The sequence below is a fragment of the Stenotrophomonas sp. T8 genome, from assembly GCF_051853085.1.
In the GTDB taxonomy this organism is placed as follows: Bacteria; Pseudomonadota; Gammaproteobacteria; order Xanthomonadales; family Xanthomonadaceae; genus Stenotrophomonas; species Stenotrophomonas sepilia.
Genome location: NZ_CP195329.1, coordinates 2,492,169 through 2,517,566, shown reverse-complemented (window position 1 = coordinate 2,517,566; position 25,398 = coordinate 2,492,169). Strand labels below are relative to the sequence as shown.

The following is a 25,398-nucleotide window of genomic DNA, read 5'->3' as shown; positions in this document are numbered from 1 at the left end:
GCGGGAGCTTCCTGGTTTGTCTTCTAAATAGGGGGAGGATTATTCAGCGAACGTGTCGTTGAACGGGTTGACCAGTGCGTCGGCAATCAGCTGCTGCTGCTCGCGGACGTGGTCAGCCATGTGACCGGCAGCCGGCGACGCCGAACGTGCGCGACCGGCGTAGTGCAGGTTCTGGCCATCGGCCAGGCAGAACTGCAGGTGGTGGCGGATCTGGTACCACGCGCCCTGGTTCTGCGGTTCTTCCTGCGTCCACACCACGTCGGTGGCCTTGCCGTACTTCTTCAGCTCGGCAGCCAGCAGCGCACGCGGGAACGGATACAGCTGCTCCACGCGGATGATCGCCACGTCGTCCTGGCCACGCTTGGTCTGGTCTTCCAGCAGGTCGTAGTAGACCTTGCCCGAGCACAGCACCACGCGCTTGACCTTCTTGGCATCGGCATTGGCGTCGCCGATCAGGTGCTGGAACTCGCCATTGGCCAGTTCGTCCAGGGTCGACACGGCCAGCTTGTGGCGCAGCAGCGACTTCGGCGACATCACCACCAGCGGCTTGCGGGTGGTCATGTGCAGCTGGCGACGCAGCATGTGGAAGGCCTGCGCCGGGGTCGACGGCACGACAACCAGCATGTTCTCCAGGGCGCACAGCTGCAGGAAGCGCTCCAGGCGCGCCGAGCTGTGTTCCGGGCCTTGTCCTTCATAGCCATGCGGCAGCAGCAGGGTCAGGCCGGAAATGCGGCCCCACTTGGCTTCACCGGCGGCGATGAACTGGTCGATCACCACCTGGGCACCGTTGGCGAAGTCGCCGAACTGGCCTTCCCAGATGCACAGCGTGTTCGGATCGGTGGTGGAGAAACCGTACTCGTAGGCCATCACCGCTTCTTCGCTCAGCAGCGAGTCGATGACGGTGGCCTTCTCCGGCGAATCCACCAGCTGCCGCAGCGGCATGTAGTAGTTGTCGGTCTTCTGGTCGTGCAGGATCGCGTGGCGGTGCGTGAACGTACCGCGGCCGACGTCCTGGCCGACCAGGCGCAGTGCGTGGCCTTCGTCGAGCAGGGTGGCGTAGGCCAGGTTCTCGGCAAAGCCCCAGTCGCCCGGAATCTCGCCGGCGGCCATCTTGCGGCGGTCGTCGTAGACCTTGGCCACGCGCGAGTGCAGCTGCACTTCGTCCGGGATGGTGTTGATCAGCTTGGCCAGCTCGACCAGCTTGTTCTTCTCGACCTTGGTCGAGACCGGATCGGACAGCTTGCCTTCCAGCAGCTTCGGCCAATCGACGAACAGCGGGCTGCTCGGCGGGGTCTTCTCGACCTTGGCCAGCTCGGTGGTCACTTCACCCGCGTCCAGCTTCTCGCGGTAGGCATCGACCATGGCCTTGCCGGCACCGGCGGCGATCACGCCCGCCTTTTCCAGCTGCTCGGCATACATCTCGCGAGTGGTCGGGTGCTTGCGGATCACCTGGTACATCAGCGGCTGGGTGATCGCCGGCTCGTCGGCCTCGTTGTGGCCCCAACGGCGGTAGCACATCAGGTCGATGACCACGTCCTTGGCGAACTTCTGGCGGAACTCGAAGGCCAGCTGCGCGGCGAACACGACGGCTTCCGGATCATCGCCGTTCACGTGCAGCACCGGGGCGGCGATCATCTTCGCCACGTCGGTGGCATAGCGCGTGGAGCGCGTATCCAGCGGGTTGGAAGTGGTGAAGCCGACCTGGTTGTTGACCACGATGTGCACGGTGCCGCCGACGGCGAAGCCGCGGGCCTGCGACATCTGGAACAGCTCCATGACCACGCCCTGGCCGGAGAAGGCCGCGTCGCCGTGGATCAGGATCGGCATGACCTGCTTGCGTGCGGTGTCCTTGCGGCGCTCCTGGCGCGAACGCACGGAACCGGCCACGACCGGGTCGGCGATTTCCAGGTGCGACGGGTTGAACGCCAGTGCCAGGTGCACCGGGCCACCGTCGGTGGCCACGTCGGCGGAGAAGCCCATGTGGTACTTCACGTCGCCGGCCGAAGCGTGCTCGTCGTGTTCGAACTTGCCTTCGAATTCGTCGAACAGCTTGCGGGGGTTCTTGCCCAGGGTGTTGACCAGCACGTTCAGGCGGCCGCGGTGGGCCATGCCGATCACCACGTCCTTGACGCCATCCTTGCCGGCGCTGCGGATGATGGTGTCCATCATCGGGATCAGCGAGTCGCCGCCTTCCAGCGAGAAGCGCTTCTGGCCGACGTACTTGGTGTGCAGGTAGCGCTCCAGGCCTTCGGCCGCGGTCAGGCGCTCCAGGGTGCGGCGCTGGGTGTCAGCGTCCAGCTGGTAGTTGCCACCGGCCGCTTCCAGCTTCTTGTAGATCCACTGGCGCTGCTCGACCTCGGAGATGTGCATGAACTCCGCGCCGATCGAGCCGGTGTAGGTCGCCTTCAGGCGTGCGAGCAGGTCGCGCAGCTTCATGCGCGGCTGGCCGCCGACGCCGCCGGTGCTGAACTCACTGTTGAGATCGGCATCGGACAGGCTGTGGAACGGCAGGCCCAGGTCCGGGGTGTTGACCGGCGCGGCCAGGCCCAGCGGATCGAGGCGGGCGTCCAGGTGGCCGCGCGAGCGGTAGGCGGTGATCAGACGACCGACATTGCGCTCGCGCTCGTCGCCCGCACCGGTGCCGGTGCCAGCTTTCAGCGCATCCTTGGCCGCGTCCGCGATGTGGGAGATGACGGCCGAGTGCGGAATGTCACCTGCTTCCCGGCCCTTGAAGCCGTCGAAGTAGGTTTTCCATTTGGGATCGACACTATCCGGGGAGACCAGGTACTGCTCGTACAGGTCCTCGACATAGGAGGCGTTGCCGCCGGCGAGTTGCGAAGATTGCGCAAACTGCTTCAGTTGATTGTCCACGATGGAGGGTGTTGATTCGCTTTGTGGGGTATGGCTTCAGAAGGACCCGGCAGGAAGATGAATAGCCCTGCGCGGGCGCGTTCAAACAGCCAAATTGTACCCCCAACGGGACACGAAGGGGCACCACCACAGGTATCCCGCGTCCGCTGGTGCCGGTTCCAGACAGGTTGGGTCAGCGGTGCCGGCTCAGATGCCGAGCGCGCGCAGTTCGCTGCAATCGCGCGAACGGTCCCAGACCCGCTGCAATTGCTGCCCGAACGGCTGCGAACGTGCCGGCAGCGCGACGCCGGCCTCGCCGTCGAGGCGATGGCCGATCAGACGAAAGTAGAAGTCGCCCGCATCGTTGAGCAGGCAGGCCGAGACCAGCGCGCGGTCGACCGGATCGCTGACCTCGCGGAACTGGATCACGCTTGGCAGACGCTGGGCCAGCGCCAGCAGCGGTGCCCCGGCAGAGGCGATCGCAGCGGCATCGTGCACGATCACCCGCAGCTGCTTGTCGTGGCGGGCGGTGACGAAGCGGCGCAGGGCGGCCTGCACCGGCGCCGCGTCGAGCAGTCCCGGGTCCAGCTGGCGGCTGTGCAGCCACAGCTGGCGGCGGGCGCGGTGGACGATGGCCGTGGTGATGGCCACCGCCTCGGCGCGGCGGACGATCGCGCTGGTCGCGCCCAGCCGGCGGCGCATCTGCTGGTGGCCGATGCCGGCCTCCTCGAACACCTCGCCTTCAGGCAGGAAGCCCTGGCGGGCATAGAATTCGCGGGCGGGCAGTTGGGCGTGCAGGTGCAGCTCGGCCAGGCCGAGCCTGCGCCCGGCCTCGACCAGTGCCTCCAGCAGGGCCTCACCGACCCCGTGGCTGCGATGGCTGGCCAGCACGGCCATACGGCCGATGCGGCCGTCCGGGGCCAGCCGGCCGGTGCCGACCGGCTGGTTGTCACTGTCCAGTGCCAGCACATGGACGCTGACCGGGTCCAGCGCATCGCGTTCCAGTTCCGCGGCGATGCCCTGTTCCTGCACGAACACGCGTTGGCGCACGTCGTGGATGGCAACGTGGGCGTCGGCGTGGCTGACCTGCTGGACCCGGACCATGGTGAGGGCTCAGGCCCGGCCCGTGCTGTCGTCTTCGTCGTCGTCCTCGAAGTTGACGATGACCTCGATACCGTCGTCGTGCACGGTCACGGAGTGGACATCGTCGGACACCGCGTCGGCGTCGATCGCATCGACGCGGTCACGGCCTTCGACCACTTCGCCGAGGACCACGGCGTCTTCGCCGTCGTCCTCGTCTTCAGCGTCATACATTTCGCTGGGATCGATCAGCTGGAACACGCCGCCGACCAGCAGCTGCTGGAGCACGGCCCGGCCCTTGTCGGACAGGCCGCGATAGGCGGCGGCGTCGAGCTGCTCGGCGCCGGCCAGGCGCTGGGCGTCCTTCACCGGCAGCGCGAAGTCCTGGCCGCTGACGTACAGGCTGGCGCCGCGCTTGGCCCGGCGCCAGGCCAGGCGTGCCCACGGGTGGCGCTGCAGCAGCAGGCCGGAGGCCAGTGCCTGGACCACTTCCTCCGGAGCCGGCGCGGCCTGGTGGGCCATCACTTCGCCGGCGGCGCGGTAGGTGGTGATGAAGCGACCGAACCAGTCACCCAGCTTGTCCGGGTCGTTCATGCGGATGGCGTTGAGCGCGGTGATCACCCGCGCCATCGCCACCGTGTCGATTTCGTTCGGGTCGGCTGGCACCTTGAGGTCGGCATCCTGGTAACGGATGTTCTCGTCGGCATCGGCGATCAGGGTGTCGAGGTAGTCGCTGATCAGTTCGGCCGAGGACGGCGCGCGCATGCCGAAGGAGAACGTCAGGCAGGGATCCTCGGCGACGCCGTGGTGCGGCACGTTCGGCGGCAGGTACAGCATGTCGCCCGGCGCCAGCACCCAGTCGTGGGTCGGCTTGAATACCTTCAGCAGCTTCAGTTCCACGTCCGGGCGGAAGCCCAGCGGTGGCTGCTTGCCCTTGATCGATTCGCTGGCGTCGATCTGCCAGCGGCGGTGGCCGTGGGCCTGCAGCAGGAACACGTCGTACTGGTCGACATGGGCGCCGACCGAGCCGCCGGTGGCGGCGAAGCTGATCATCACGTCATCCATGCGCCAACGCGGCAGGAAGCTGAAGTGCTCGATCAGGGCGCGCACGTCCGGATCCCACTTGTCCACGTCCTGCACAAGCAGGGTCCAGTCGTGGTCGGGCAGGGCGGGGAACACGTCTTCCTGGAACGGGCCGGTGCGCACGCGCCAGCCGTCCCGGGTCTTGTCGTGCTCGATCAGGCGCGCGAGCACGCCTTCCTCGCAGGCCAGCCCGGCCAGGTCTTCCGGCTGCACCGGGGTCTGGAAGTTGGGGAAGGCGTTGCGGATCAGCAGCGGGCGTTTCTGCCAGAAGTCGCGCAGGAAGGTGGCCGGCGCCATGCCCAGCGGCTGGCCGGGGCGGGCGGTGACTTCGATGAGGGGGGCGGAGGACTTGCGGGCGGCCATGGGGGAATCCTTGCAGCGGAAAGCGGGAGGGGCGGCGTGGCGGGCCGCCATGGGTTGCATTGTCCGACGTTCGTGGGGATTGCGCACGTGCGGTGGTTTGTCGCGGGGTGTCCGGCCAACGGCGGAGCCCCTCGTGGCGACATCTTGGTAGGGTCGACTGTTAGTCGACCGGCTTCATGGGCTTGGCCGGGCGGGTGGGCCATGCAGGGGACGCTGCAAGTACGTCCCTGTAAGCTCGATGGCGCCATCCATGGCGCCAACGCCCCTGCACGGTCCACCCGCCCGGCCCCTGACAGTTTCCTGCGGGGCCCGCCACGGAATGGAAGAAGAAAATCAAAGGCAAGAGCGGGTCGCGCGCTGCGCTTGCTCATGCCCTTGTAGAGCCGAGCCCACGCTCGGCTTGCTTTTGCCCACGCGAAAATCAGCCGAGCATGGGCTCGGCTCTACAAAACCCCCACAAACAAGGAGGGACGCGGCGAAGCCGCGTCCCTCTCTCAAATTCCGTCCCGACAACCCAACGCTCTTCGATCCGTCACCGGACAACTGTCAGAGGTGGGGCGGGTTGGGTTCGCGGGGGTATCCGCGCCATGGATGGCGCGGCTAAGCCTCCACGGACGGATTCACGGCGTCCCCCGCGAACCCAACCTGCCCCGCCCAGCTAGCAGCAATCCAGAGCCGCTCTTGACGTTGATGTTGCCTGCCGCAGGCAGCGCACGCGGCCGCCGCCGCAAGCAAACCCCTTAGATCTTCTTCGCCAGCGCCTCGGCCAGACCGGTGTAGCTGCCGGGGGTCATGTCCAGCAGACGCTGCTTCGCATCCGCCGGCAGCTCCAGCCCCTGCACGAACGCACGCATCGACTCGGCCGTGATGCCCTGGCCGCGGGTCAGCGCCTTCAGCTGCTCATACGGGTTCGGCAGGCCGTGGCGGCGCATCACCGTCTGCACGGCCTCGGCCAGCACTTCCCAGGCCGCGTCCAGATCGGCATCCAGGCGCTGCGGGTTCACTTCCAGCTTGCCCAGGCCCTTGGCCAGCGAATCCAGCGCCACCTGGCTGTGGCCGAACGCGGTGCCCAGTGCGCGCAGCACGGTGGAATCGGTCAGGTCACGCTGCCAGCGGCTGATCGGCAGCTTCGCGCTGAAGTGCTCGAACAGCGCGTTGGCGATACCGAAGTTGCCTTCCGCGTTCTCGAAATCGATCGGATTGACCTTGTGCGGCATCGTCGACGAGCCGACCTCGCCTTCCTTCAGGCGCTGCTTGAAGTAGCCCAGCGAGATGTAGCCCCAGATGTCGCGGGCCAGGTCGATCAGGATGATATTGGCGCGACGCGCCGCATCGCCGATCTCGGCGATGTTGTCGTGCGGCTCGATCTGCGTGGTGTACGGGTTGAATACCAGGCCCAGGCCGGTCACGAAGCGCTCGGCGAAGGCCGGCCAGTCCACGTCCGGGTAGCTGGCGATGTGGGCGTTGTAGTTGCCGACCGCACCGTTGATCTTGCCGGTCAGTTCGACCGCGGCGATCTGCCGGCGCTGGCGCTCCAGGCGTGCGACCACGTTGGCCAGCTCCTTGCCCAGCGTGGTCGGCGAGGCGGTCTGGCCGTGGGTGCGCGACAGCATCGGCTGGCCGGCCTGGGCGTGGGCCAGGGTGCGCAGGGTGCTGGCGATGCCGTCCAGGGTCGGCAGCAGCACCTCGCGGCGGGCCTGTTCCAGCATCAGTCCGTAGCTGAGGTTGTTGATGTCTTCGCTGGTGCAGGCGAAATGCACGAATTCCAGCGCCGGAGCCAGCTCGGCGTCGTACTTCAGCTGTTCCTTGATGAAGTACTCCACCGCCTTGACGTCATGGTTGGTGGTGCGCTCGATCTCCTTCACGCGCGCGGCCTGGGCCGGGCTGAAGCGGGCGGCCAGGTCGCGCAGGCGGGCGACGGCGGCGTCGGAGAACGGCGCCAGTTCGACGATGCCCGGTTCGGCGGCCAGCGCCAGCAGCCATTCCACCTCGACCGTGATGCGGGCCTTGATCAGGCCGTATTCGGAGAAGATCGGGCGCAGCGCGTCGACCTTGCCGGCATAGCGGCCATCGAGCGGGGACAGGGCGAGCAGGGCGGAATCGGACATGTCGGCAGGGCTGGGACGAGCGGCGGGGCCGATATTCTACGACGTGCCGGCGGGGCGTGCCCTGTAGAGCCGAGCCCACGCTCGGCTGCTTCGGAGAATCCGGCGCCCTGCGGGAAGCCGAGCATGGGCTCGGCTCTACAACACGGCCCTGCGGACGGAACGTTCTGGCCCGTCCTCATCATCCCACGCTGCGGGCAAGGGAGTATCGTTGGCGCAGCCGCCAGCCCGGGAAGCGACACCCTGCCAGCCGCCGCTTCCCTTTCCCCAACTGAAGTAGTGCGGAGTTGAAGCAATGAGCAAAGCTGCAAGCAAGGGTTTCAGAATCGAACACGACAGCATGGGCGAGCTGCAGGTGCCTGCCGACGCCCTGTGGGGCGCCCAGACCCAGCGTGCCGTGCAGAATTTCCCGGTGTCGGGCCAGCGCATGCCGCGCGGTTTCATCCGTGCCCTGGGCCTGGTCAAGGGCGCTGCCGCCGGCGTCAACGCCGAGCTGGGCCACCTGCCGAAGAACGTGGCCAAGGCCATCCAGACCGCTGCTGCCGAAGTGGCCGCCGGCAACTGGGACGCGCACTTCCCGATCGACGTCTACCAGACCGGTTCGGGCACGTCGTCGAACATGAATGCCAATGAGGTCATCGCCACCTTGGCCAACCGTGCCGGCAAGGCGGGCAAGACCACCGTGCATCCCAATGACCACGTCAACCAGGGGCAGAGCTCCAACGACGTGATCCCGACCGCGCTGCGCGTGTCGGCGGTGCTGGCGACGCACGAACAGCTGCTGCCGGCGCTGGTGCACCTGCGCAAGACCCTCGACAAGAAGGGCCGCAGCCTGCGCAAGGTGGTCAAGACCGGCCGTACCCACCTGATGGACGCGATGCCACTGACCTTCGAGCAGGAGTTCGGCGCATGGTCGGCGCAGCTGGCCTCGGCGCAGGAGCGCATCGAAGACAGCCTCAAGCGCGTGCGCCGCCTGCCGCTGGGTGGCACCGCCATCGGCACCGGCATCAACGCCGACCCGCGTTTTGGCGCGCAGGTAGCCAAGGCACTGAAGCAACAGACCGGTTTCAAGTTCGACAGCGCCGAGAACAAGTTCGAAGGCCTGGCCGCGCAGGACGATGCAGTGGAGTTGTCCGGCCAGCTCAATGCACTGGCGGTGGCGTTGATCAAGATCGCCAATGATCTTCGCTGGATGAATGCCGGTCCGCTGGCCGGGCTGGGCGAGATCGAACTGCCGGCACTGCAGCCGGGCAGCTCGATCATGCCGGGCAAGGTCAACCCGGTGATTCCGGAAGCGACCGTGATGGCCTGCGCGCAGGTGATCGGCCACCACACGGCAATCACCGTGGCCGGACAGACCGGCAACTTCCAGCTCAACGTCACCCTGCCACTGATCGCGGTGAACCTGCTCGATGGCATCGGCCTGCTCGCGAATGTGTCGCGGCTGCTGGCCGACAGCGCGATCGCCGGGCTGAAGGTGCGCGAGGACCGCGTGGCCGAAGCGCTGGCGCGCAATCCGATCCTGGTTACTGCACTGAACCCGATCATCGGCTACGAGAAGGCCGCGGCCATTGCCAAGCGTGCCTACAAGGAACAGCGCCCGGTGTTGGACGTCGCGCTGGAGGACAGCGGCCTGGACGAAGCCGAGCTGCGCCGCCTGCTGGACCCGGTCGCGCTGACTGCCGGTGGCATCCAGGCGGGGGGCGGTGGCGGGGGCGGTTGATCGAACGGCGTGCGGACCAAGGTCCGCACCCACCACACGCAGGAACGCCGCCCTGGGGCGGCGTTTCTGCTTCAGCGACGGTCGGCGACGATGTTGCCGAACGTGTCGGTGTAATCCTTGAACTCGGGGATGCGCTGGATCAGGTCCGCCGGAATCACTTCCATGCTCTCCGGCGGCTGGATCTTCACCGGTTGCATGTTGGGATCGGCCGGGGCGGCGACCAGGGTGTTCTGGCGCAGCACCTGCAGCCTGCCGAACATCGTCTGCAGCATCTGCTTCTGCCCTTGGTCCAGCGGGATCTGGATCTCGTCCACCTTCATCGTGCCATCGCCGAGGATGATGATGTTCGGTGCCGGCGGGCGACGCACGGTCACCATGCCTTCGCTGACGGAAATCTTGGGCTTGCCGCGCTCGGCGCGGTGGTTGCGGTAATCCTTGTCACAGCCGACCAGGCCCAGGCAGAGCAGGGCGGCCAGCAGCAGGAACAACTTCTTCATGGCATTCGGTTCGGGGGCGTCCGGGGCCGCCATTGTAAGCCGGTCGGCACGCTACGGCCGGCAGCGGGGCGCCGCTGCCGGCCGGGTGCGCTGATCTGTCACAGGCCTAGCGCCGGACCACGGTGTCCTTGCCGCAGTCGTCGACGTCACTCTGGTCCATCGTTGCGTAGGGCTTGAACGCCGGCAGCTCGCGCGCCAGTGCCTGCTGGCTGGCCAGCATCGCCGGCATGCGGTTGCAGATGCGCTTGGCCTGGGCCTCGATCTTCTCGGCCTCGGCGTTGATCCGCTTCTCGATGCCTTCGCTGTCGCCGCTGAAAATGCCCTTCAGCGCTTCGCCGGCAGCGCTGGCACCGAGCTTGGCGCCAGCCAGGCCGACATCCATGCCGTCCATTGCAATGGCGACGACGTGGCCGCGATATTCCAGCAGCCGTTGGCGCTGGGTTTCGTTGGCCGGCACGTCCTTGCCGTCGATCAGCAGGTGGCCATCCGGGGTGATCTCGGCACGCGGCTGCTTGTCGGCCGAGATCTTGATGTTGCCCTGAGTGATGTCCTTGCGGGCATCGTCCATGGCCTCCTTGACAGTCTGGCCGACCCCGCTGGTCGCGTCGGCCACGCTTTTGCCGACGGTGGTATCAGGCGTGGAGGACGTGCCGCCGCAGGCGATCAGCGGCAGGCACAGCAGGGTGGCAGGCAGCACGCGCAGCAGATTCATGGCAGTTTCCTCGATCGGTCCGTAGCGGTTACTTTTTACGGGGCAGGGTGACGGTGCCGCTGACGTTGCGGTGGCCGACATCGCCGCTGCCGCTGTGGTCGACGGTCAGGCTGCCGCGCACGCCATCGACCTGGATGTCCCCCGAGCCGTGACTGCGCACATGCACATTGCCGCCGATGTCGGACAGATCAACATCGCCCGAGCCGACCACACCGACCTCGACGTTGCCTTGCACGCGCTTGAACCCGATGTCGCCGGAACCGACCGTGTCCAGTCGTGCGTTGCCGCGGACATCGCTGATCTTCAGGTCACCCGAACCGACAGTGCCGGTGACCGCATCGCCACCGATGTTGCGCACCTTGACGTCGCCGGAACCCAGCGAGAGCAGGTTCAGCGAACTGCCGCCGTCAATGTCCAGGTCGCCCGAACCCACCGCTGCATGGATGCTGCCGCGGGTGCCACGCACGATGGCATCACCGGAGCCGACATCCACGCTCAGCGACTGCGCGTTGTCCACGCTGGCATCGCCGGAGCCGACCTTGAACTGCAGCGGAAGGTTGTCCGGCACGCTGCCACGGATGTCCAGCCAGGCATAACTGCTGCCCAAGCTGATGCCGCTGTCACGGCCCTCGCGGCGCAGACTCACCACCAGCTTGTCGCCCACCTTGCGCTGGTCCAGTACCAGCTGCTCCAGCCATTCCTGGCTGGACGCACAGGCACGGCCATCCAACTGGCCACCGCCGGGGCTGGCGACCACCTTCAGGTCATGCTGGTTGACCTCGAACACCACCGCTTTGGCACCGGCCACGTCCAGCTTCAGCGCGCGGGCAGCGGTGAACTTGCAGTTCGGAGCATCGGCGGCCAGCGCCGACAGCGGCAACAGCAACAATGCAGAACAGGCGAGCAGGGAACGCATGGGTGGTGCCTCCGGGTGGATGGAATCAGATCTCGCCGGCGCGCTTGCGCAGACGGATGGCAAGGACAATGAACACGGCGCCGACGGCAGCACCGATCCACAGTTCCGGCATCGCCAGTGATTTCAGCTGCGAGGCCGGCGACATCAGGCTGACCACCGATTCGAGGTCGCGGCGCGTGCCTTCCTCGGCGCTGAGGCGATACACCAGGTCCGTGCCCGGTACGCCGCCCAGCAGCAGCCGGCCAACGATGTTCTGCCAGAACCAGCCCGTGGTCAGGCCGATCAGCGGCATCACCTTGGTGGTGCTGACGATGACGCCGGCGAACAGCGGCAGCATCACCGCCCACAGGAACGGCTTGCTGCGGGCCCAGGCCGAGCACAGCAGCAACCAGCCGGCGGTGGGCAGGGCCCACAGGGCGTAGACCGGGATCCAGGCCAGGTGGCCGGCGGCCAGGGTCAGCGGGCTGGCCGGGCCCCAGATCAGGGTCATCGGGCTGCCGCCGTGCATCAGCGCGACGATGCTGATCACCAGCATGAAGCCGAACATGGTGATGATGCCGGCGATCACCGCGATCAGTGGGGCCACGATCAGTGCGCTGATCACCTTGGACAACACGGTCTGGGTATCCGACAGCGGCAGTGACTTCCAGAACAGGATGCTGCGGTCGCGGCGGTCGTCGTACAGGGCACCCAGGCAGTAGAAAAACACCACGAAGGCCAGTACCAGGAACGGCCAGGCCGAGCTGAGCACCAGGGTCAGGTCGAGGCCGTTGCCAAGGTCAGCCAGGTCCTTGGCACTGATGTCGCGGGTCAGCAGGGCCAGGTCCAGGCCGTTGATGTTCACGTCTTCGCCGTCGATGTGCAGGCCACCATCACGTGCGGCCCGGTGCAGGGCGAACAGGCCGAAGGCGATGCCGATGGTGCTCATCACCAGCGAGATCAGGCCGGCGATCAGCGGTGCATACAGGAAACCGCCACGGTTCTCCCAGTACTCGCGCTTGAGCAGCCAGCGCAGGGTGCCCATCGGGCTGACGGGGTGGTTGACGGCATTCATGCGTAGGTCCCCTTCATGATGGCGACGAACAGATCGGCCAGGCCCGGGCTGCGGGTCTCGCCAAGGGTGGAGAGCTGGGTGCGCGGCACGCCATCGAACAGCATCACGGTCTTGCCGAACGCCAGGCTGCGCTCGTCGATCGGCTTCAGCGCACGCGCGGTCTCCAGCTGGTCGGCGTTGACCAGCAGCTCGGTGTAGCGCTGGCCGACATCGTCCATGTCCGCGTCGAGCACGATGCGGCCATCACGGATGAACATGACGTCGCTGAGGATGTGCTCGATCTCTTCCACCTGATGGGTGGTGACGATGATGGTCTTCTGTTCGTCGAAATAGTCCTCCAGCAGGCGCTGGTAGAACTCCTTGCGATAGAGGATGTCCAGGCCGAGAGTGGGCTCGTCCAGGACCAGGATGCGGGCGTCGATGGCCATCACCAGCGCCAGGTGCAGCTGCACGATCATGCCCTTGGACAGTTCGCGCACGCGCTGCTTTGGTTGCAGCTTGGTATTGGCCAGGAAGCGCTCGCAGCGGGCGCGGTCGAAGCGCGGGTGGACGCCGGCGACGAAGTCGATCGCCTCGCGCACCTTCAGCCAGCGCGGCAGCACGGCGACGTCGGCGATGAAGCAGATGTCATTCATCAGCTCGTCGCGATGCAGTCGCGGATCGCGGCCGAGCACGCTCAGGTCGCCTTCCACCGAGGTGAGGCCGAGGATGGCCTTCAGTGCGGTGGTCTTGCCGGCGCCGTTGGGACCGATCAGGCCGACGATGCGCCCGCTCGGAATGCTGAAGCTGGCGTTGTCGAGGGCTACCGTGGTCCTGTAGGCCTTGCGCAGGCCTCGCGCGGTGATGACGGGTTCGCTTGCAGTGCTGTTCATCAGACGTTCCCCTGGGGCAGCAATTCGTCGAGGCTCAGGCCCAGGCGCTGGATGCGCTCCAGCACCGCGGGCCATTCTTCGTTGAGGAAGCGCTCGCGCTCGCTGCTGCGCAGCTGCGTGGCCGCCTGCTCGGTCATGAACATGCCCAGGCCGCGGCGCTTCTCGACCAGGCCTTCATCGGCCAGTTCCTGGTAGGCGCGCGAAACGGTGATGGGGTTGAGTTGATAGTCGGCGGCCACCTGGCGCACCGAAGGCAGGGCATCGCCCGGCTTCAGGATTCCGTCGAGCATCATGGCGATCACGCGCTCCTTCAATTGACGGTAGATGGGAGCGCCGTCGCTCCACTGGATGTCGCTCATATTCAGCTCCGTGGGGTCAGCGGCTGGGCGAACGAGAAATACGGCATGGACAGGGAGCTGTGCAGCCGACGCGGGGGAGAGGGGGAGGAAGCGGCGTTCCCGGCCGGTGCAGCGTTTGCATCCTGCGCACTGTCGGGAGAGGCGGGGGTGGTGGGCGTGGCCAGCCAGGCCAGCACGATCAGGGTCGAAACAGCAGCGGCCGCGGGGGCGGTGAGGTTGCGACGGATGCGGGCGTTCATGGCTTCCCCCTGTCTCAGGTGACTGGTGTTGTATGCAACTATAACACCGGCACGCCTGGGTGCAAGCCCCTGCCGTCCCCAACTGATGGCAGGGGTGGTCAAATTGCTGAAATATTCACTTATCCATTTGATTGGAAAGGGAAATAAATTTGATGTAGGGGCTGATCCAGTTCCGCCTTCCATTCAGTGTTGTCCATGCTATGTCATCACTGCGCCGTCGCTGGTAAGGCCAGCGGAAAGACGCCACGCTGCGCAAAGCCGCAGGCGCTTGCCGCAACAAGGGGGGGGGGGCGGGGCGGTGCTATAGTTCGGCCGATTCCCGGCCGCTACCGGCCGGCCCTGTGAATGGCTACCGCGGACCGCTCTCGATGCACCTGCCGACCGTTATCCCGCGCCGCCTGCGCGGCCTGTCCCTGCTGACCCTGCTGGTGGCCGGCCTGGCCGGTTCCGCCCATGTGCTGGCGGCCGATCTGCTGGACCTGGAGTACCGCCCACTCGCGAGCAAGCAGCAGGTCAACCTGCAGCAGCGCTACCACGGGCAGGTACTGCTGGTGGTCAATACCGCAAGCAAGTGCGGCTATACCCCTCAGTACGAAGGCCTGGAGGCGCTGCAGAAGCGATATGCCGGCCGCGGCTTTGCCGTGCTCGGTTTCCCGTCCAACGATTTCAAGGGCCAGGAGCCCGGTGACGAAAAGCAGATCCAGGATTTCTGCACGCTCACCTATGGCGTCAGGTTCCCGATGTTCGAGAAGGTGCATGTCGTCGGTGCACAGGCGACGCCGCTGTACCAGAGGCTGACCGCGGCCACCGGCGTGGCGCCGGGCTGGAACTTCCACAAGTACCTGGTCGGCCGCGATGGCAAGGTCATTGCCCAGTTCGCCAGCAAGGTAACGCCGGACGATCCGCAGCTGACCGCCGCCATCGACAAGGCGCTGGCCGCAGCCGCCACGCATTGATATCCGGCACGGATGCCTCGACATCGACGGCATGCGTGCGACAATGTTTCTTTTCGCGCCGACGTCGGCGCCCAGACACTTCCAGGAATGCAGCGAATGAAGATGGGAATGCGCGGCGCCGCGGCGTCGGTTCTGATTCTGGCGATGGGCACTTCGGGTGTCGCTCTGTCGCAACAACCGGCTGCCCCCGCAGCCGCCAAGGAGACCGCAACCTTGAATTCCCCCAAGCAGAAGCTCGGCTACGCCATCGGCCTTGATGTCGCCAAGTCGTTCACCCCGATCGCCGATGAGATCGATGTGGCCGCGCTGCGCACTGCCGTGGAGCGTTCGTTCGAAGGCCTGCAGCCGCAGATCACCCAGGAACAGGCCAAGGCCACCGATGCCGCGTTGCGCCAGGTGGTGATGGCCCGCAGTGGCCAGCAGGTGCCGGGCATGGCGCCGGGTTCGCAGCCGCCGAAGGTCGATCGCGTCAAAGTGTCGCAGATGATCGGTTCGTACTCGGTCGGCCCGTCGCTGGCACAGCTGAAGGACGACATTGATGTCGCCTCGCTGTTTGACGCGATCAGCACAGGCCTGAGCAAGGGCCAGCCGAAGATGACGGAAGCTGACGCGACCGCCACCATCCAGGCCTTCATGGGCAGCAAGCAGGCCGAGATGCAGGCCAAGGCCGCCGCAGCCGCACAGACCAACCGCGAGGAAGGCAACGCGTTCCTGGCCAAGAACAAGACCCAGCCGGGCGTCGTCACCACCCCGTCGGGCCTGCAGTACCAGATCATCCGCCCGGGTAGCGGCGAGCGCCCGCTGCCGAGCAGCAAGGTGCGCGTGAACTACGAAGGCAAGCTGCTCAACGGCACCGTGTTTGACAGCTCCTATGGTCGCCAGCCGGCCGAGTTCGGCCTGGACCAGGTGATCAAGGGCTGGACCGAAGGCGTCGCGCTGATGCCGGTCGGGTCGAAGTACCGCTTCTGGATCCCGGGTGAGCTGGCTTACGGTGAGAACGGCACCCCGGGTGGCCCGATCGGCCCGAATGCGACTCTGACCTTCGACGTCGAGCTGCTGGGCGTCCTGCCGTAAGCGACCACGGAGCCTGCACGGACATGCGCGTTGCGATTTTCGGTACCGGTTATGTAGGGCTGGTGACCGGTACCTGCCTGGCCGACGTCGGCCACCAGGTGGTCTGCGTCGATATCGACCAGGCCAAGGTCGATGGCCTCAACCAGGGCATCATCCCGATCTATGAGCCGGGCCTGGAGCCGATGGTGAAGGCCAACCACGCCGCGTCGCGGCTGGCGTTCACCACCGATGCCGCGGCCGCGATCGGCCACGGCCAGGTCGTGTTCATCGCCGTTGGCACGCCGCCGGACGAGGATGGCAGTGCCGATCTGCAGTACGTGCTGGCTGTGGCCCGCACCATCGGCCGGCACATGAGCGTGCCGACCGTGGTGGTCAACAAGTCGACTGTGCCGGTGGGCACCGCCGACAAGGTGCGTGCCGCCATTGCCGCAGAGTTGGCGGCACGTGGCGCGGACATCGCCTTCGATGTGGTGTCCAACCCGGAATTCCTGAAGGAAGGCGACGCTGTCGCCGACTGCATGCGCCCGGATCGCATCATCATCGGCGCGACCAGCGCCGAGTCGGTGGCGGTAATGCGGCGCCTGTACGCGCCGTTCAACCGCAACCACGACCGCGTGGTGGAAATGGACGTACGTTCGGCGGAGCTGACCAAGTACGCCGCCAACGCGATGCTGGCGACCAAGATCTCGTTCATGAACGAAATCGCCAACATCGCCGAACGTGTCGGCGCCGATGTCGAGCAGGTCCGCCAGGGCATCGGCTCGGATCCGCGCATCGGCTGGCATTTCATCTACCCGGGCGCCGGTTACGGCGGCTCGTGCTTCCCCAAGGATGTGCAGGCGCTGGCCCGCACCGCGCAGCAGGCCGGCCTGGAGCCGAAGCTGCTGAACGCCGTGGAAGCGGTCAACGATGCGCAGAAGGGCCATCTGTTCGCCCTCATCCAGCGTCATTACGACAAGGGTGAAGACGAAGGTGTGCGTGGCAAGACCTTTGCCGTGTGGGGCCTGGCGTTCAAGCCGAACACCGATGACATGCGCGAAGCTTCCAGCCGTCGCCTGCTGGCGCAGCTGTGGGAAGGCGGCGCGACGGTGCGTGCCTACGATCCGGAAGCGATGCACGAGTCGCAGCGCATCTTCGGCGAGCGCGATGATCTGGTGTTCTGCAGCAGTGCCGACGAGGCGCTGCAGGGGGCCGATGCACTGGTCGTGGTGACCGAGTGGAAGCAGTTCCGCAGCCCTGATTTCCAGACGCTGCGCGAGCAGTTGAAGGACGCGGTGGTGTTCGACGGCCGCAACCTGTACGAGCCGGCGGATGTGGAAGCGGCGGGCCTGGCGTACTACGGCATTGGCCGGGGGCGCTCGCTGCATGTCTGATCTGCTGCCAACCGAACGCGAGCAGGCGCTGGAAGCGCGCCTGGTCGAACTGGAAATGCGCGTGTCCTTCCAGGAACAGGCGCTGGCCGAACTGAGCGATGCGCTGGCCGATGCCCGCATGCAGGGCATGCGCAACGCCGACGTGCTGCGCGTGCTGCTGGAAGACCTGGGCAAGGTCCGCAACGCGCTGAATTCTTCCGATCCGGCGAGCGAACCGCCGCCGCCGCACTACTGATCCGAATCCTATGAGCGATACCCTCCGCGACCAGCTGATGGGCCTGGGCTTCAAGCCCGCGCCCAAGCCCGAGCGCAAGAATGATGGCCCCCGCCGTGACGGTCGCCCGCAGGGCAAGGCTGGCAACGGCAATGGAAAGCCGCAGGGCGCTGGCAAGGGCGAGCACAAGCCCGGCGAGCGTCGTGGGCATGGCCACGGTCGCCCGGGCCAGCAGGGCCCGCGCACGCCGCGCAGCGCCGAAGAGATGGATCTGGCCAAGGCCTATGCCATCCGCGCGCAGAAGGAAAAGGAAGAGCGCATCGAGGCCGAGCGTCTGAAACAGGAAGAGGCGCGCGTACGCCGCGAGGCCAAGGCCAAGCTGGAAGAACTGCTGAAGGACAAGAGCCTGAACTCGGAAGCGGCCGACATCGCCCGCCACTTCCCGTATGGCGGCAAGATCAAGCGCATCTATGTGACCGCCGAACAGCTGACCGCGCTCAATGCCGGCGAGCTTGGAGTGGTCCAGCTCAACGGGCGCTACCTGCTGGTGACCGCTGAAGTGCTGTCACAGTCCGAGGCGGTGTTCGCCCCGTCGGTGGCGCTGAAGGTCGATCCGAATGCGCCGGCCGAGGAAGATCCGTACGCGGATCCGCAGTACCAGGTGCCGGACGACCTGGTCTGGTAAGCGCGCGACCGCCGCGAGCGCGCTGCCGTCGCGGCCGTGGGGGAAGGGATGACCGCTGATCCAAGCCGCGGCTACGTGCCGCACATTGACGGCCTGCGCGCGATCGCGGTGCTGGCCGTCATCGTGTTCCACCTGGACCCGGCCTGGTTGCCAGGCGGGTTCACCGGCGTGGATGTGTTCTTCGTCATCTCCGGTTTCGTGGTCAGCGCATCAGTACACCGGCTGCCGCCGCTGTCGCTGGGGCAGTCGATGCTGCGCTTCTATGCGCGTCGCATCCGTCGCATCGCACCAGCGCTGCTGGCGTGCGTGTTGCTGACCGCTGTGGCGAGCGTGCTGTTCATTCCCGAGTCGTGGCTCAGCGAAGCCAGCGACAAGACGGGGCTGATGGCGTTGTTCGGCTTCAGCAACTGGGTGCTGGCGGCGATCGGCAACGATTACTTCGCGCCCAAGGCCGAATTCAATCCCTACACTCATACCTGGTCGCTGGGTGTGGAAGAGCAGTTCTACCTGCTGTTCCCGTTGCTGTCCCTGGCCTGGGCACGTGGCGCGCGCGGGCGTTGGATCAGCCTGGGCCTGTTCGCACTGGTCAGCATGGCATCGCTGCTGCACGCTGCGGTGCTGGGTCTGCGCGAGGCGCCGCCATCGTGGGCGTTCTACGCCACCAGCACCCGTCTCTGGCAACTGGGGGTGGGCGTGCTGCTGTTCCAGTTGCTGCACGTGCGGCAATCGCTGGACCCGGCAACCAGTCAGGCACTGAAGCGCGCTGCGCCGGTGTTTTCCCTGCTGGCCATGATGGCGCTGGCCCTGCTGGGGTGGGCGCTATGGTGCTCGCGTGCCGGGCGCTCGCCATGGCCTGACGGCCTGCTGCCGGCCTTCGCCACTGCGGGCCTGCTTTGGGCGCTGCATCACCATCCGCAGGCGTGGGTGGCGCGTGTGTTGGCCAGCGCTCCGATGCGCCGCATCGGCCTGCTTTCGTACTCGCTGTATCTGTGGCACTGGCCGGTGTTCGTGCTGATGCGCTGGACCGTGGGCCTACAGACACCCTTGCAGATGACCGCTGCGATGGTGCTGGTACTGGTGCTGTCATGGGCATCGTGGCGCTGGGTGGAACAGCCGTTCCGCGGCACGTTGGCACAGCGCCTGCGTCCCGGGCGTTGGGTGCTGGCCGGCGCGGTCGTACTGCTGTGCGCCGCCGGTATCCAGGCACTGCTCTATCAGCAGGCGCCACGACTGTCACTGAGCACTGTCAGCCGGCATCCGGCCGATTGGTACCCCAATGGCGAGAGCGTGGCTGGCGATTATCCCGATTGCGCTCTGCTGGCTGCCAAGCATCGTTTCGAAGGCGGCAGTGCGCGGACCTTTGCCCGTGAAAACTGCGACCGCCCGACGCCGGCAGGCGCGCCGAAGCGGGTGTTTGTTGCCGGTGATTCGCATGCGATGGCTTACATCGAGCTGCTGCAGCGGCTGGCGCTGGAAACCGGCTCGGAGGTCTCCCTCTATGGCCGCGGCGGATGCCCGCAAGTGAGCCTGCAGAAGTGGCGTGGCGCGGGTGCCGGTTGCGCTGATTTCGATGCCGCGGTGTTCGCCGATATCGCGCGGCGTGCGCAGCCGGGCGATGCCGTGGTGCTGGTGTCGCTGCGGATGCCGCGCCTGTCCGATCAATTCGTGCTGTTCGATGCGCGGGCGCAGCTGGCGGGCGAACTGACAGCGGTGGCCGCGGCAGGGCGTGAGGCCGAAGCAGCCGAGGCGATCAAGCAGTGGAAGCCACTGGCCGAGCGCGGTGTGCGCATCGTGCTGGAGGCGCCCAAGCCGGTGCTGCCGGCGCCGCCCTATCGCTGCTCGGACCGCTTCAATGCGCGCAACGAGGTCTGCCGCAATGGCTTGGACAGCACGCGCGAGGCGATGGAAGCGCTGCGTGCGCCGATGCTGGGCAGCCTGCGGCAGGTGGTTGATGGATTGCCGGGTGGCGTGCTGTGGGACCCGATGCCGGCGCTGTGTGACGACGCGCTATGTCCCGCGCAGCGCGATGGCCGCCCGCTGTTCTTCGATGGCGATCATCTCAGCGCGCATGGCAACCGCGTGCTGCTGCCATCGCTGCAGCAGGTGTTGCTGCAGCGCTGAATCGGAGCGTTGTCAGTGTGCGCCGTGGGTCCGGCGCGCGCGCATCAGCGGCAGGCTCAGCGCGAAAAAGCAGAGCAGGGCGCCAATCAGGGCGAAGCCGCTGCCGGCCAGGAACGCGGTGCGGCCGTCGTCGATCTTCCACAGTTGGCCGGCAATGAGCGCGCCCAGCACACCGCCGACACCGGACGAAAAGCCGTACAGCAGTCCTTGGCCGTGGCCGTTTAGACGACCGGGGAAGTAGGTCGCCAGCATCTGCATCGCTGCAGCGAAGAACGCGGCAAAGCCCAGCGCGTGCGCGGTCTGCGCCAGCAGCATCACCGGCAGGTTCTCCGGGAACAGTGCGGTCACGGCCCAGCGCAGGCAGGAACTGACCAGCGCGATCAGCAGCATCCAGCTGGCGTCGTAGCGGCGGAAGAAGCGGCCGATGGTGAAGAACACGCCCACTTCGAAGACCACGCCGATGGTCCACAGCAGGCCGAGGGTGGTGGTGCGGTAACCGTGGTGGTCCATGTAGACCGAAAAGAACGTGTAGTACGGGCCGAACGACAGCTGTTCCATGAAGGCGGCCAGGAAGAACGCCAGCACTGGCGGTCGGCGCACGATCTGCCAGAAGCCGCTGGTGTCACCCGCCGTCCTGCCGATGTCGCGCGCGTAGTGATTGCTGAAGGCCGAGGCAACCAGCAGCACGAACAGGGGCAGCATCATCCACGGCAACAATCCGGCGTGGTTGCCGGCGCCATCGCCCTCGATCAGCCAGCCGAACAGGGTGACCACGGCGATGAAACCGAGCGAGCCCCAGACCCGGATCAACCCGTAGCGATGGCTGTCGTTGCCCAGGTGGGTGAGGGTGATCGACTCGAACTGCGGCATCACCGCGTTGTAGAAGAAGCAGAACACGATCATCGCCGGGTACATCCACGGCTGCGGCAGTGGCAGCAGAAAGGCAGCGAAGCTGAGCAGGGTCAGCACGCAGCCGACGCGCAGCAGGCGGATCGGTCGCGGTGATGCGGCCGCCAGCGAGGTCCAGGTACTGGGTGCGATCACGCGGGTGGCGTACCACAGGCCCATCATCACGCTGATCGCGGTCACGCTCATCCCGCGCGCGGTCAGGAACAGGCTCCAGTACGGCGTGAACGCGCCGAGCGCCGCGTAGTAGAACAGGTAGAAACTTGAGAGGCGGGCAACGGGAACGGTCATCGCCGAATGATGAAGCAAAAAAAGGGGACGGAGGGGATCAAGTCGCTAATGCACAAACGACTTAATCCCCTTCGTCCCCTTTTTGTGTCATTCGGGGTCGTAGTCGAGGTTGGAGGCCAGCCAGCGTTCGGCCTGGGCGCGGTCCACGCCCTTGCGCCGGGCATAGTCGGTGACCTGTTCGCGGCTGAGCCGCCCGACCACGAAGTACTGGCTCTGCGGATGGCTGAAGTAGTAGCCCGAGACAGCGGCCGTGGGCAGCATCGCGAAGCTCTCGGTCAATTCCATGCCCGCGTTCTTCTCAGCCTGCAGCAGGTCGAACAGGCGGCGCTTCTCGCTGTGCTCGGGGCAGGCCGGGTAGCCCGGGGCCGGACGGATGCCGCGGTACTGCTCGTCGATCAGGGCCTCGTTGTCCAGCGTCTCGGCGCGGTCGTAGCCCCAGAATTCGGTACGCACGCGCTGGTGCAGGCGCTCGGCCAGCGCCTCGGCGAAGCGGTCGGCCAGTGCTTTCAGCAGGATCGCGTTGTAATCGTCGTGCTCGGCCTCGAAGCGCGCGACGTGGGCGTCGATGCCGATGCCGGCGGTGACCGCGAACGCGCCGATCCAGTCCTGCTTTCCGCTGTCGGCCGGGGCAATGAAATCAGCCAGGCAGAAATCCGGACGTTCGGCTGGCTTGTCCACCTGCTGGCGCAGGAAGTGCAGGGTAGTTTCGCCCTGTGCGTGCTGCACGCGGACATCGTCGCCGATGCTGTTGGCCGGCCACAGGCCGAACACGGCCTTGGCCGTCAGCCACTTCTCGCCGACGATGCGCTCGAGCATCGCACGGGCATCCTTGTACAGCTCGCTGGCCTGGGTACCGACGATCTCATCGGTGAGGATCGCCGGGAACTTGCCGGCCAGCTCCCAGGCCTGGAAGAACGGCGTCCAATCGATGTAGTCGACCAGTTCGGCCAGCGGATAGTCGTCGAACACGTGCAGGCCGGGCTGATTCGGTGCCGGTGGCGTGTAACTGTCCCAGCCGCCCTGGAATTTCTGCGCGCGCGCATGTTCCAGTGTGACCAGGCGCTTGGCGTCGCCCCGGTTGCGGTGGCGCGCGCGGATTTCGGCATAGTCGGCTTCGTTGGCGGCAACGAAGGCCTCGCGCAGATCACGCGAGATCAGCGACTGCGCCACGCCAACTGCGCGCGATGCATCCTTCACCCACACCGTCGGCGCCTTGTAGTGCGGGTCGATCTTCAGCGCGGTATGCGCACGCGAAGTGGTCGCGCCCCCGATCAGCAGCGGCAGGTCGAAGCCCTGGCGCTCCATCTCGCGGGCGACGTGGCTCATCTCCTCCAGGGACGGGGTGATCAGCCCGGACAGGCCGATCAGGTCGGCGTTGTGCTCGCGGGCGGCATCGAGGATCATCTGCGCCGGCACCATCACGCCGAGGTCGACCACGTCGAAGTTGTTGCAGGCCAGTACGACGCCGACGATGTTCTTGCCGATGTCATGCACATCGCCCTTCACCGTGGCCATGATGATCTTGCCGTTGCTCTTGGCGGTGTCACCGCTGCGCGCTTTTTCCGCTTCGATGTAAGGCAGCAGGTAGGCCACGGCCTTCTTCATCACGCGCGCGGATTTCACCACCTGTGGCAGGAACATCTTGCCGGCGCCGAACAGGTCGCCGACGATGTTCATGCCGTCCATAAGCGGTCCTTCGATCACGTCCAGCGGGCGGCTGGAGGCCTGCCGGGCCAGTTCGGTGTCTTCCTCGACGAAGGCATCCAGGCCGTGTACCAGGGCATGCGCCAATCGCTGTGCCACCGGCTTTTCGCGCCAGGCCAGGTCTTCGGTCTTCGCCGCGCCCTTCCTGCCCTTGTAGCGCTCGGCGATCTCCAGCAGGCGCTCGGTGGCATCGCTTCGGCGGTTGAGGATCACGTCCTCGACACGCTCGCGCAGGTCCGGCTCCAGTTCGTCGTAGATCGGCATCGCGCCGGCGTTGACGATGCCCATGTCCATGCCGGCGGCGATCGCGTGGTACAGGAACACCGAATGGATGGCCTGGCGCACGGTTTCGTTGCCGCGGAACGAAAACGAGACGTTGGAGACGCCGCCGGAGACATGGCAGTGCGGCAGGGTCTGCTTGATGATGCGGGTGGCTTCGATGAAGTCCACCGCGTAGTTGTCGTGCTCTTCGATGCCCGTAGCGACGGCGAAGATGTTCGGGTCGAAGATGATGTCCTGCGGCGGGAAGCCGATCTCGTCGACCAGGATGCGGTAGGCGCGTGTGCAGATCTCGACCTTGCGCGCACAGGTGTCTGCCTGCCCGGCCTCGTCGAACGCCATCACCACTGCCGCGGCGCCATAGCGCAGCACCTTGCGCGCGTGCTCGCGGAACAGCGCTTCGCCCTCCTTCAGCGAGATCGAGTTGACCACGCTCTTGCCCTGCAGGCATTTCAGGCCGGCCTCGATCACGCTCCACTTGGAGGAGTCGACCATCACCGGGATGCGCGCGATGTCCGGCTCGGACATGATCAGGTTGAGGTAGCGCGTCATCGCCGCTTCCGAATCGATCAGGCCCTCGTCCATGTTGACGTCGAGGATCTGGGCGCCGCTGGCCACCTGCTGGCGGGCCACGTCCACCGCCTCCTCGTAGCGGCCTTCCTTGATCAGCTTGCGGAACTGCGCGCTGCCGGTGACGTTGGTGCGTTCGCCGACATTGATGAACAGCAGGTCCGGGGTGATGACCAGAGGTTCCAGGCCGGACAGGCGGGTAGGGCGGACAGGCGTCATGGCAGGCGTCGGCTCAACAGCAGTAGGGCGGGAAGTGCGGGACGGTGGCGGCAACGTTCATGCGGCCTGCTCCCGGGTGCCGGGCAGTGCGCGCGGCGGCAGTCCGGCTACGGCATTGGCAATCGCACGAATATGCTCGGGGGTGGAGCCACAGCAGCCGCCGACCAGGTTCAACAGGCCATCCTCGGCGAAGCCGCGCAGCGTGGTGGCCATCTCTTCAGGAGTTTCGTCGTAGTCGCCGAACGCGTTGGGCAGGCCGGCGTTGGGGTGGGCGCTGACATAGCAGTCGGCGACCTGCGAGAGGGTTTCCACATGCGGGCGCATCGCATCGGCACCCAGCGCGCAGTTCAAGCCGATCGACAACGGACGGGCGTGGGCGAGCGATGCGTGGAAGGCCTCGGCGGTCTGCCCGGACAGGGTGCGACCGGAAGCGTCGGTGATGGTGCCGGAGATCATCACCGGCAGCCGCGCGCCGCGCGCATCGAACGCTTCCTCCAGCGCATACAGCGCGGCCTTGGCGTTGAGCGTGTCGAAGATGGTCTCGACCATCAGGGTATCGGCGCCGCCGTCGATCAGGCCCTCGATGGCTTCGCGGTAGGTGTCGCGCAGCTCGTCGAAGCTGGTATTGCGGAAGCCGGGATCGTTGACGTCGGGGCTGATCGACGCGGTGCGGCTGGTCGGGCCGATCACCCCGATCACGAAGCGCGGCTTGCCCGGTGTGGTTGCGGCCACTGCATCACAGCACGTGCGCGCGACCGCAGCGCCGGCCTTGTTCAACTCGTACACCAGGTGCTCGAGGTGGTAGTCGGCCTGGCTGACCGAGGTTGCATTGAAGGTGTTGGTTTCGATCAGGTCCGCACCGGCCTCGAGGTAGGCGGTGTGGATGTCGGCGACGATCTGCGGCCGGGTCAGCAGCAGCAGATCGTTGTTGCCCTTCAGGTCATGGCCTTCCGGTGTGGCGTGATCGCAGCCGGAGCCATGCAGATGGTCATAGCCACCGGCGAAGCGTTCGCCACGGTAATCGTCTTCCTGCAAGCCGTGGCGCTGGATCATCGTGCCCATCGCACCATCGATGATCAGGATCCGCTCGCGCAGGGCGTCGAGCAGGGCGTTGGCACGATCAGGATGCAACCAGGGCAGGGCGGGCATGGCG

General features: G+C 66.4%; 21 protein-coding genes. 7 read left to right on the top strand and 14 right to left on the bottom strand.

The genetic code is table 11. The annotated features are described in order from the left end of the window. Window positions 1–39 precede the first annotated feature (39 nt). From ACSDHM_RS11815 to purB, 4 genes are all read right to left on the bottom strand, one after another. Complete coding sequence (locus ACSDHM_RS11815; RefSeq protein ID WP_005417518.1) at window positions 40–2,871, bottom strand: 2-oxoglutarate dehydrogenase E1 component; 2,832 nt, start codon at window positions 2,869–2,871, stop codon at window positions 40–42. Window positions 2,872–3,057: 186 nt separating this feature from the next. Beyond that, a complete protein-coding gene (locus ACSDHM_RS11810; protein ID WP_439426291.1) occupies window positions 3,058–3,954 on the bottom strand; it encodes a GNAT family N-acetyltransferase in 897 nt (298 codons plus the stop codon). Between the two features lie 9 nt (window positions 3,955–3,963). Beyond that, window positions 3,964–5,376: a ribosomal protein uL16 3-hydroxylase gene (locus tag ACSDHM_RS11805; RefSeq protein WP_072168348.1), complete on the bottom strand. Its 1,413-nt coding sequence runs from the start codon at window positions 5,374–5,376 to the stop codon at window positions 3,964–3,966. Window positions 5,377–6,116: 740 nt separating this feature from the next. Continuing rightward, entirely contained in the window at window positions 6,117–7,484 is a 1,368-nt protein-coding gene (gene purB, locus ACSDHM_RS11800; RefSeq protein WP_439426290.1) for an adenylosuccinate lyase, read from the bottom strand. 292 nt (window positions 7,485–7,776) lie between these two features. On the opposite strand from purB, the gene ACSDHM_RS11795 reads away from it, so the two are divergent. Then, window positions 7,777–9,204: a class II fumarate hydratase gene (locus tag ACSDHM_RS11795; RefSeq protein ID WP_072168173.1), complete on the top strand. Its 1,428-nt coding sequence runs from the start codon at window positions 7,777–7,779 to the stop codon at window positions 9,202–9,204. Between the two features lie 71 nt (window positions 9,205–9,275). Here the strand turns inward: ACSDHM_RS11795 and ACSDHM_RS11790 are convergent, their stop codons facing one another. The 7 genes from ACSDHM_RS11790 to ACSDHM_RS11760 all read right to left on the bottom strand — a co-directional run bounded on the left by ACSDHM_RS11790 (window position 9,276) and on the right by ACSDHM_RS11760 (window position 13,853). Continuing rightward, entirely contained in the window at window positions 9,276–9,701 is a 426-nt protein-coding gene (locus tag ACSDHM_RS11790; RefSeq protein ID WP_072168172.1) for a hypothetical protein, read from the bottom strand. A gap of 106 nt (window positions 9,702–9,807) precedes the next feature. Further along, window positions 9,808–10,413, bottom strand: coding sequence for a hypothetical protein (locus ACSDHM_RS11785; RefSeq protein WP_072168171.1), 606 nt, complete (start codon window positions 10,411–10,413; stop codon window positions 9,808–9,810). A 28-nt stretch (window positions 10,414–10,441) separates the two neighbouring features. After that, on the bottom strand, window positions 10,442–11,329 hold the full coding sequence (locus tag ACSDHM_RS11780; protein WP_072168170.1) for a DUF4097 family beta strand repeat-containing protein: 888 nt from the start codon (window positions 11,327–11,329) through the stop codon (window positions 10,442–10,444). Between the two features lie 25 nt (window positions 11,330–11,354). Next, window positions 11,355–12,383 carry an ABC-2 transporter permease gene (locus ACSDHM_RS11775; RefSeq protein ID WP_065178601.1) on the bottom strand — a complete coding sequence of 343 codons (1,029 nt, stop codon included), beginning with the start codon at window positions 12,381–12,383 and terminating at the stop codon, window positions 11,355–11,357. Continuing rightward, window positions 12,380–13,255 carry an ABC transporter ATP-binding protein gene (locus ACSDHM_RS11770; protein ID WP_005417484.1) on the bottom strand — a complete coding sequence of 292 codons (876 nt, stop codon included), beginning with the start codon at window positions 13,253–13,255 and terminating at the stop codon, window positions 12,380–12,382. The genes ACSDHM_RS11775 and ACSDHM_RS11770 overlap by 4 nt, the downstream gene beginning before the upstream one ends. Continuing rightward, window positions 13,255–13,614 carry a GntR family transcriptional regulator gene (locus tag ACSDHM_RS11765; RefSeq protein ID WP_005417481.1) on the bottom strand — a complete coding sequence of 120 codons (360 nt, stop codon included), beginning with the start codon at window positions 13,612–13,614 and terminating at the stop codon, window positions 13,255–13,257. Before ACSDHM_RS11765 ends, ACSDHM_RS11770 begins: the two co-directional genes overlap by 1 nt. A 2-nt stretch (window positions 13,615–13,616) precedes the next feature. Then, a complete protein-coding gene (locus ACSDHM_RS11760; RefSeq protein ID WP_072168169.1) occupies window positions 13,617–13,853 on the bottom strand; it encodes a hypothetical protein in 237 nt (78 codons plus the stop codon). Between the two features lie 368 nt (window positions 13,854–14,221). Between ACSDHM_RS11760 and ACSDHM_RS11755 the strand changes: the two genes are divergently transcribed. The 6 genes from ACSDHM_RS11755 (at window position 14,222) to ACSDHM_RS11730 (ending at window position 20,276) form a co-directional block, all read left to right on the top strand. Further along, a complete protein-coding gene (locus ACSDHM_RS11755) occupies window positions 14,222–14,809 on the top strand; it encodes a glutathione peroxidase (protein WP_072168168.1) in 588 nt (195 codons plus the stop codon). Window positions 14,810–14,905: 96 nt separating this feature from the next. Further along, on the top strand, window positions 14,906–15,883 hold the full coding sequence (locus ACSDHM_RS11750) for an FKBP-type peptidyl-prolyl cis-trans isomerase N-terminal domain-containing protein (protein WP_014037761.1): 978 nt from the start codon (window positions 14,906–14,908) through the stop codon (window positions 15,881–15,883). A 23-nt stretch (window positions 15,884–15,906) separates the two neighbouring features. Next, window positions 15,907–17,256, top strand: a complete 1,350-nt coding sequence (locus ACSDHM_RS11745) for a UDP-glucose dehydrogenase family protein (RefSeq protein ID WP_180883886.1) — start codon at window positions 15,907–15,909, stop codon at window positions 17,254–17,256. Continuing rightward, window positions 17,249–17,491 carry a SlyX family protein gene (locus ACSDHM_RS11740; protein ID WP_005410256.1) on the top strand — a complete coding sequence of 81 codons (243 nt, stop codon included), beginning with the start codon at window positions 17,249–17,251 and terminating at the stop codon, window positions 17,489–17,491. Before ACSDHM_RS11745 ends, ACSDHM_RS11740 begins: the two co-directional genes overlap by 8 nt. A 10-nt stretch (window positions 17,492–17,501) precedes the next feature. After that, entirely contained in the window at window positions 17,502–18,155 is a 654-nt protein-coding gene (locus tag ACSDHM_RS11735; RefSeq protein WP_439426289.1) for a DUF2058 domain-containing protein, read from the top strand. Between the two features lie 48 nt (window positions 18,156–18,203). Further along, on the top strand, window positions 18,204–20,276 hold the full coding sequence (locus ACSDHM_RS11730) for an acyltransferase family protein (protein ID WP_439426288.1): 2,073 nt from the start codon (window positions 18,204–18,206) through the stop codon (window positions 20,274–20,276). A gap of 12 nt (window positions 20,277–20,288) precedes the next feature. Here ACSDHM_RS11730 and ACSDHM_RS11725 read toward each other — a convergent pair whose 3' ends face one another. From ACSDHM_RS11725 to ACSDHM_RS11715, 3 genes are all read right to left on the bottom strand, one after another. Further along, window positions 20,289–21,473, bottom strand: a complete 1,185-nt coding sequence (locus ACSDHM_RS11725) for an MFS transporter (RefSeq protein ID WP_072168164.1) — start codon at window positions 21,471–21,473, stop codon at window positions 20,289–20,291. Window positions 21,474–21,560: 87 nt separating this feature from the next. Further along, window positions 21,561–24,245 carry a methionine synthase gene (metH, locus tag ACSDHM_RS11720; RefSeq protein WP_088496859.1) on the bottom strand — a complete coding sequence of 895 codons (2,685 nt, stop codon included), beginning with the start codon at window positions 24,243–24,245 and terminating at the stop codon, window positions 21,561–21,563. Between the two features lie 57 nt (window positions 24,246–24,302). Next, complete coding sequence (locus ACSDHM_RS11715; RefSeq protein WP_072168162.1) at window positions 24,303–25,394, bottom strand: homocysteine S-methyltransferase family protein; 1,092 nt, start codon at window positions 25,392–25,394, stop codon at window positions 24,303–24,305. Window positions 25,395–25,398 lie beyond the last annotated feature (4 nt).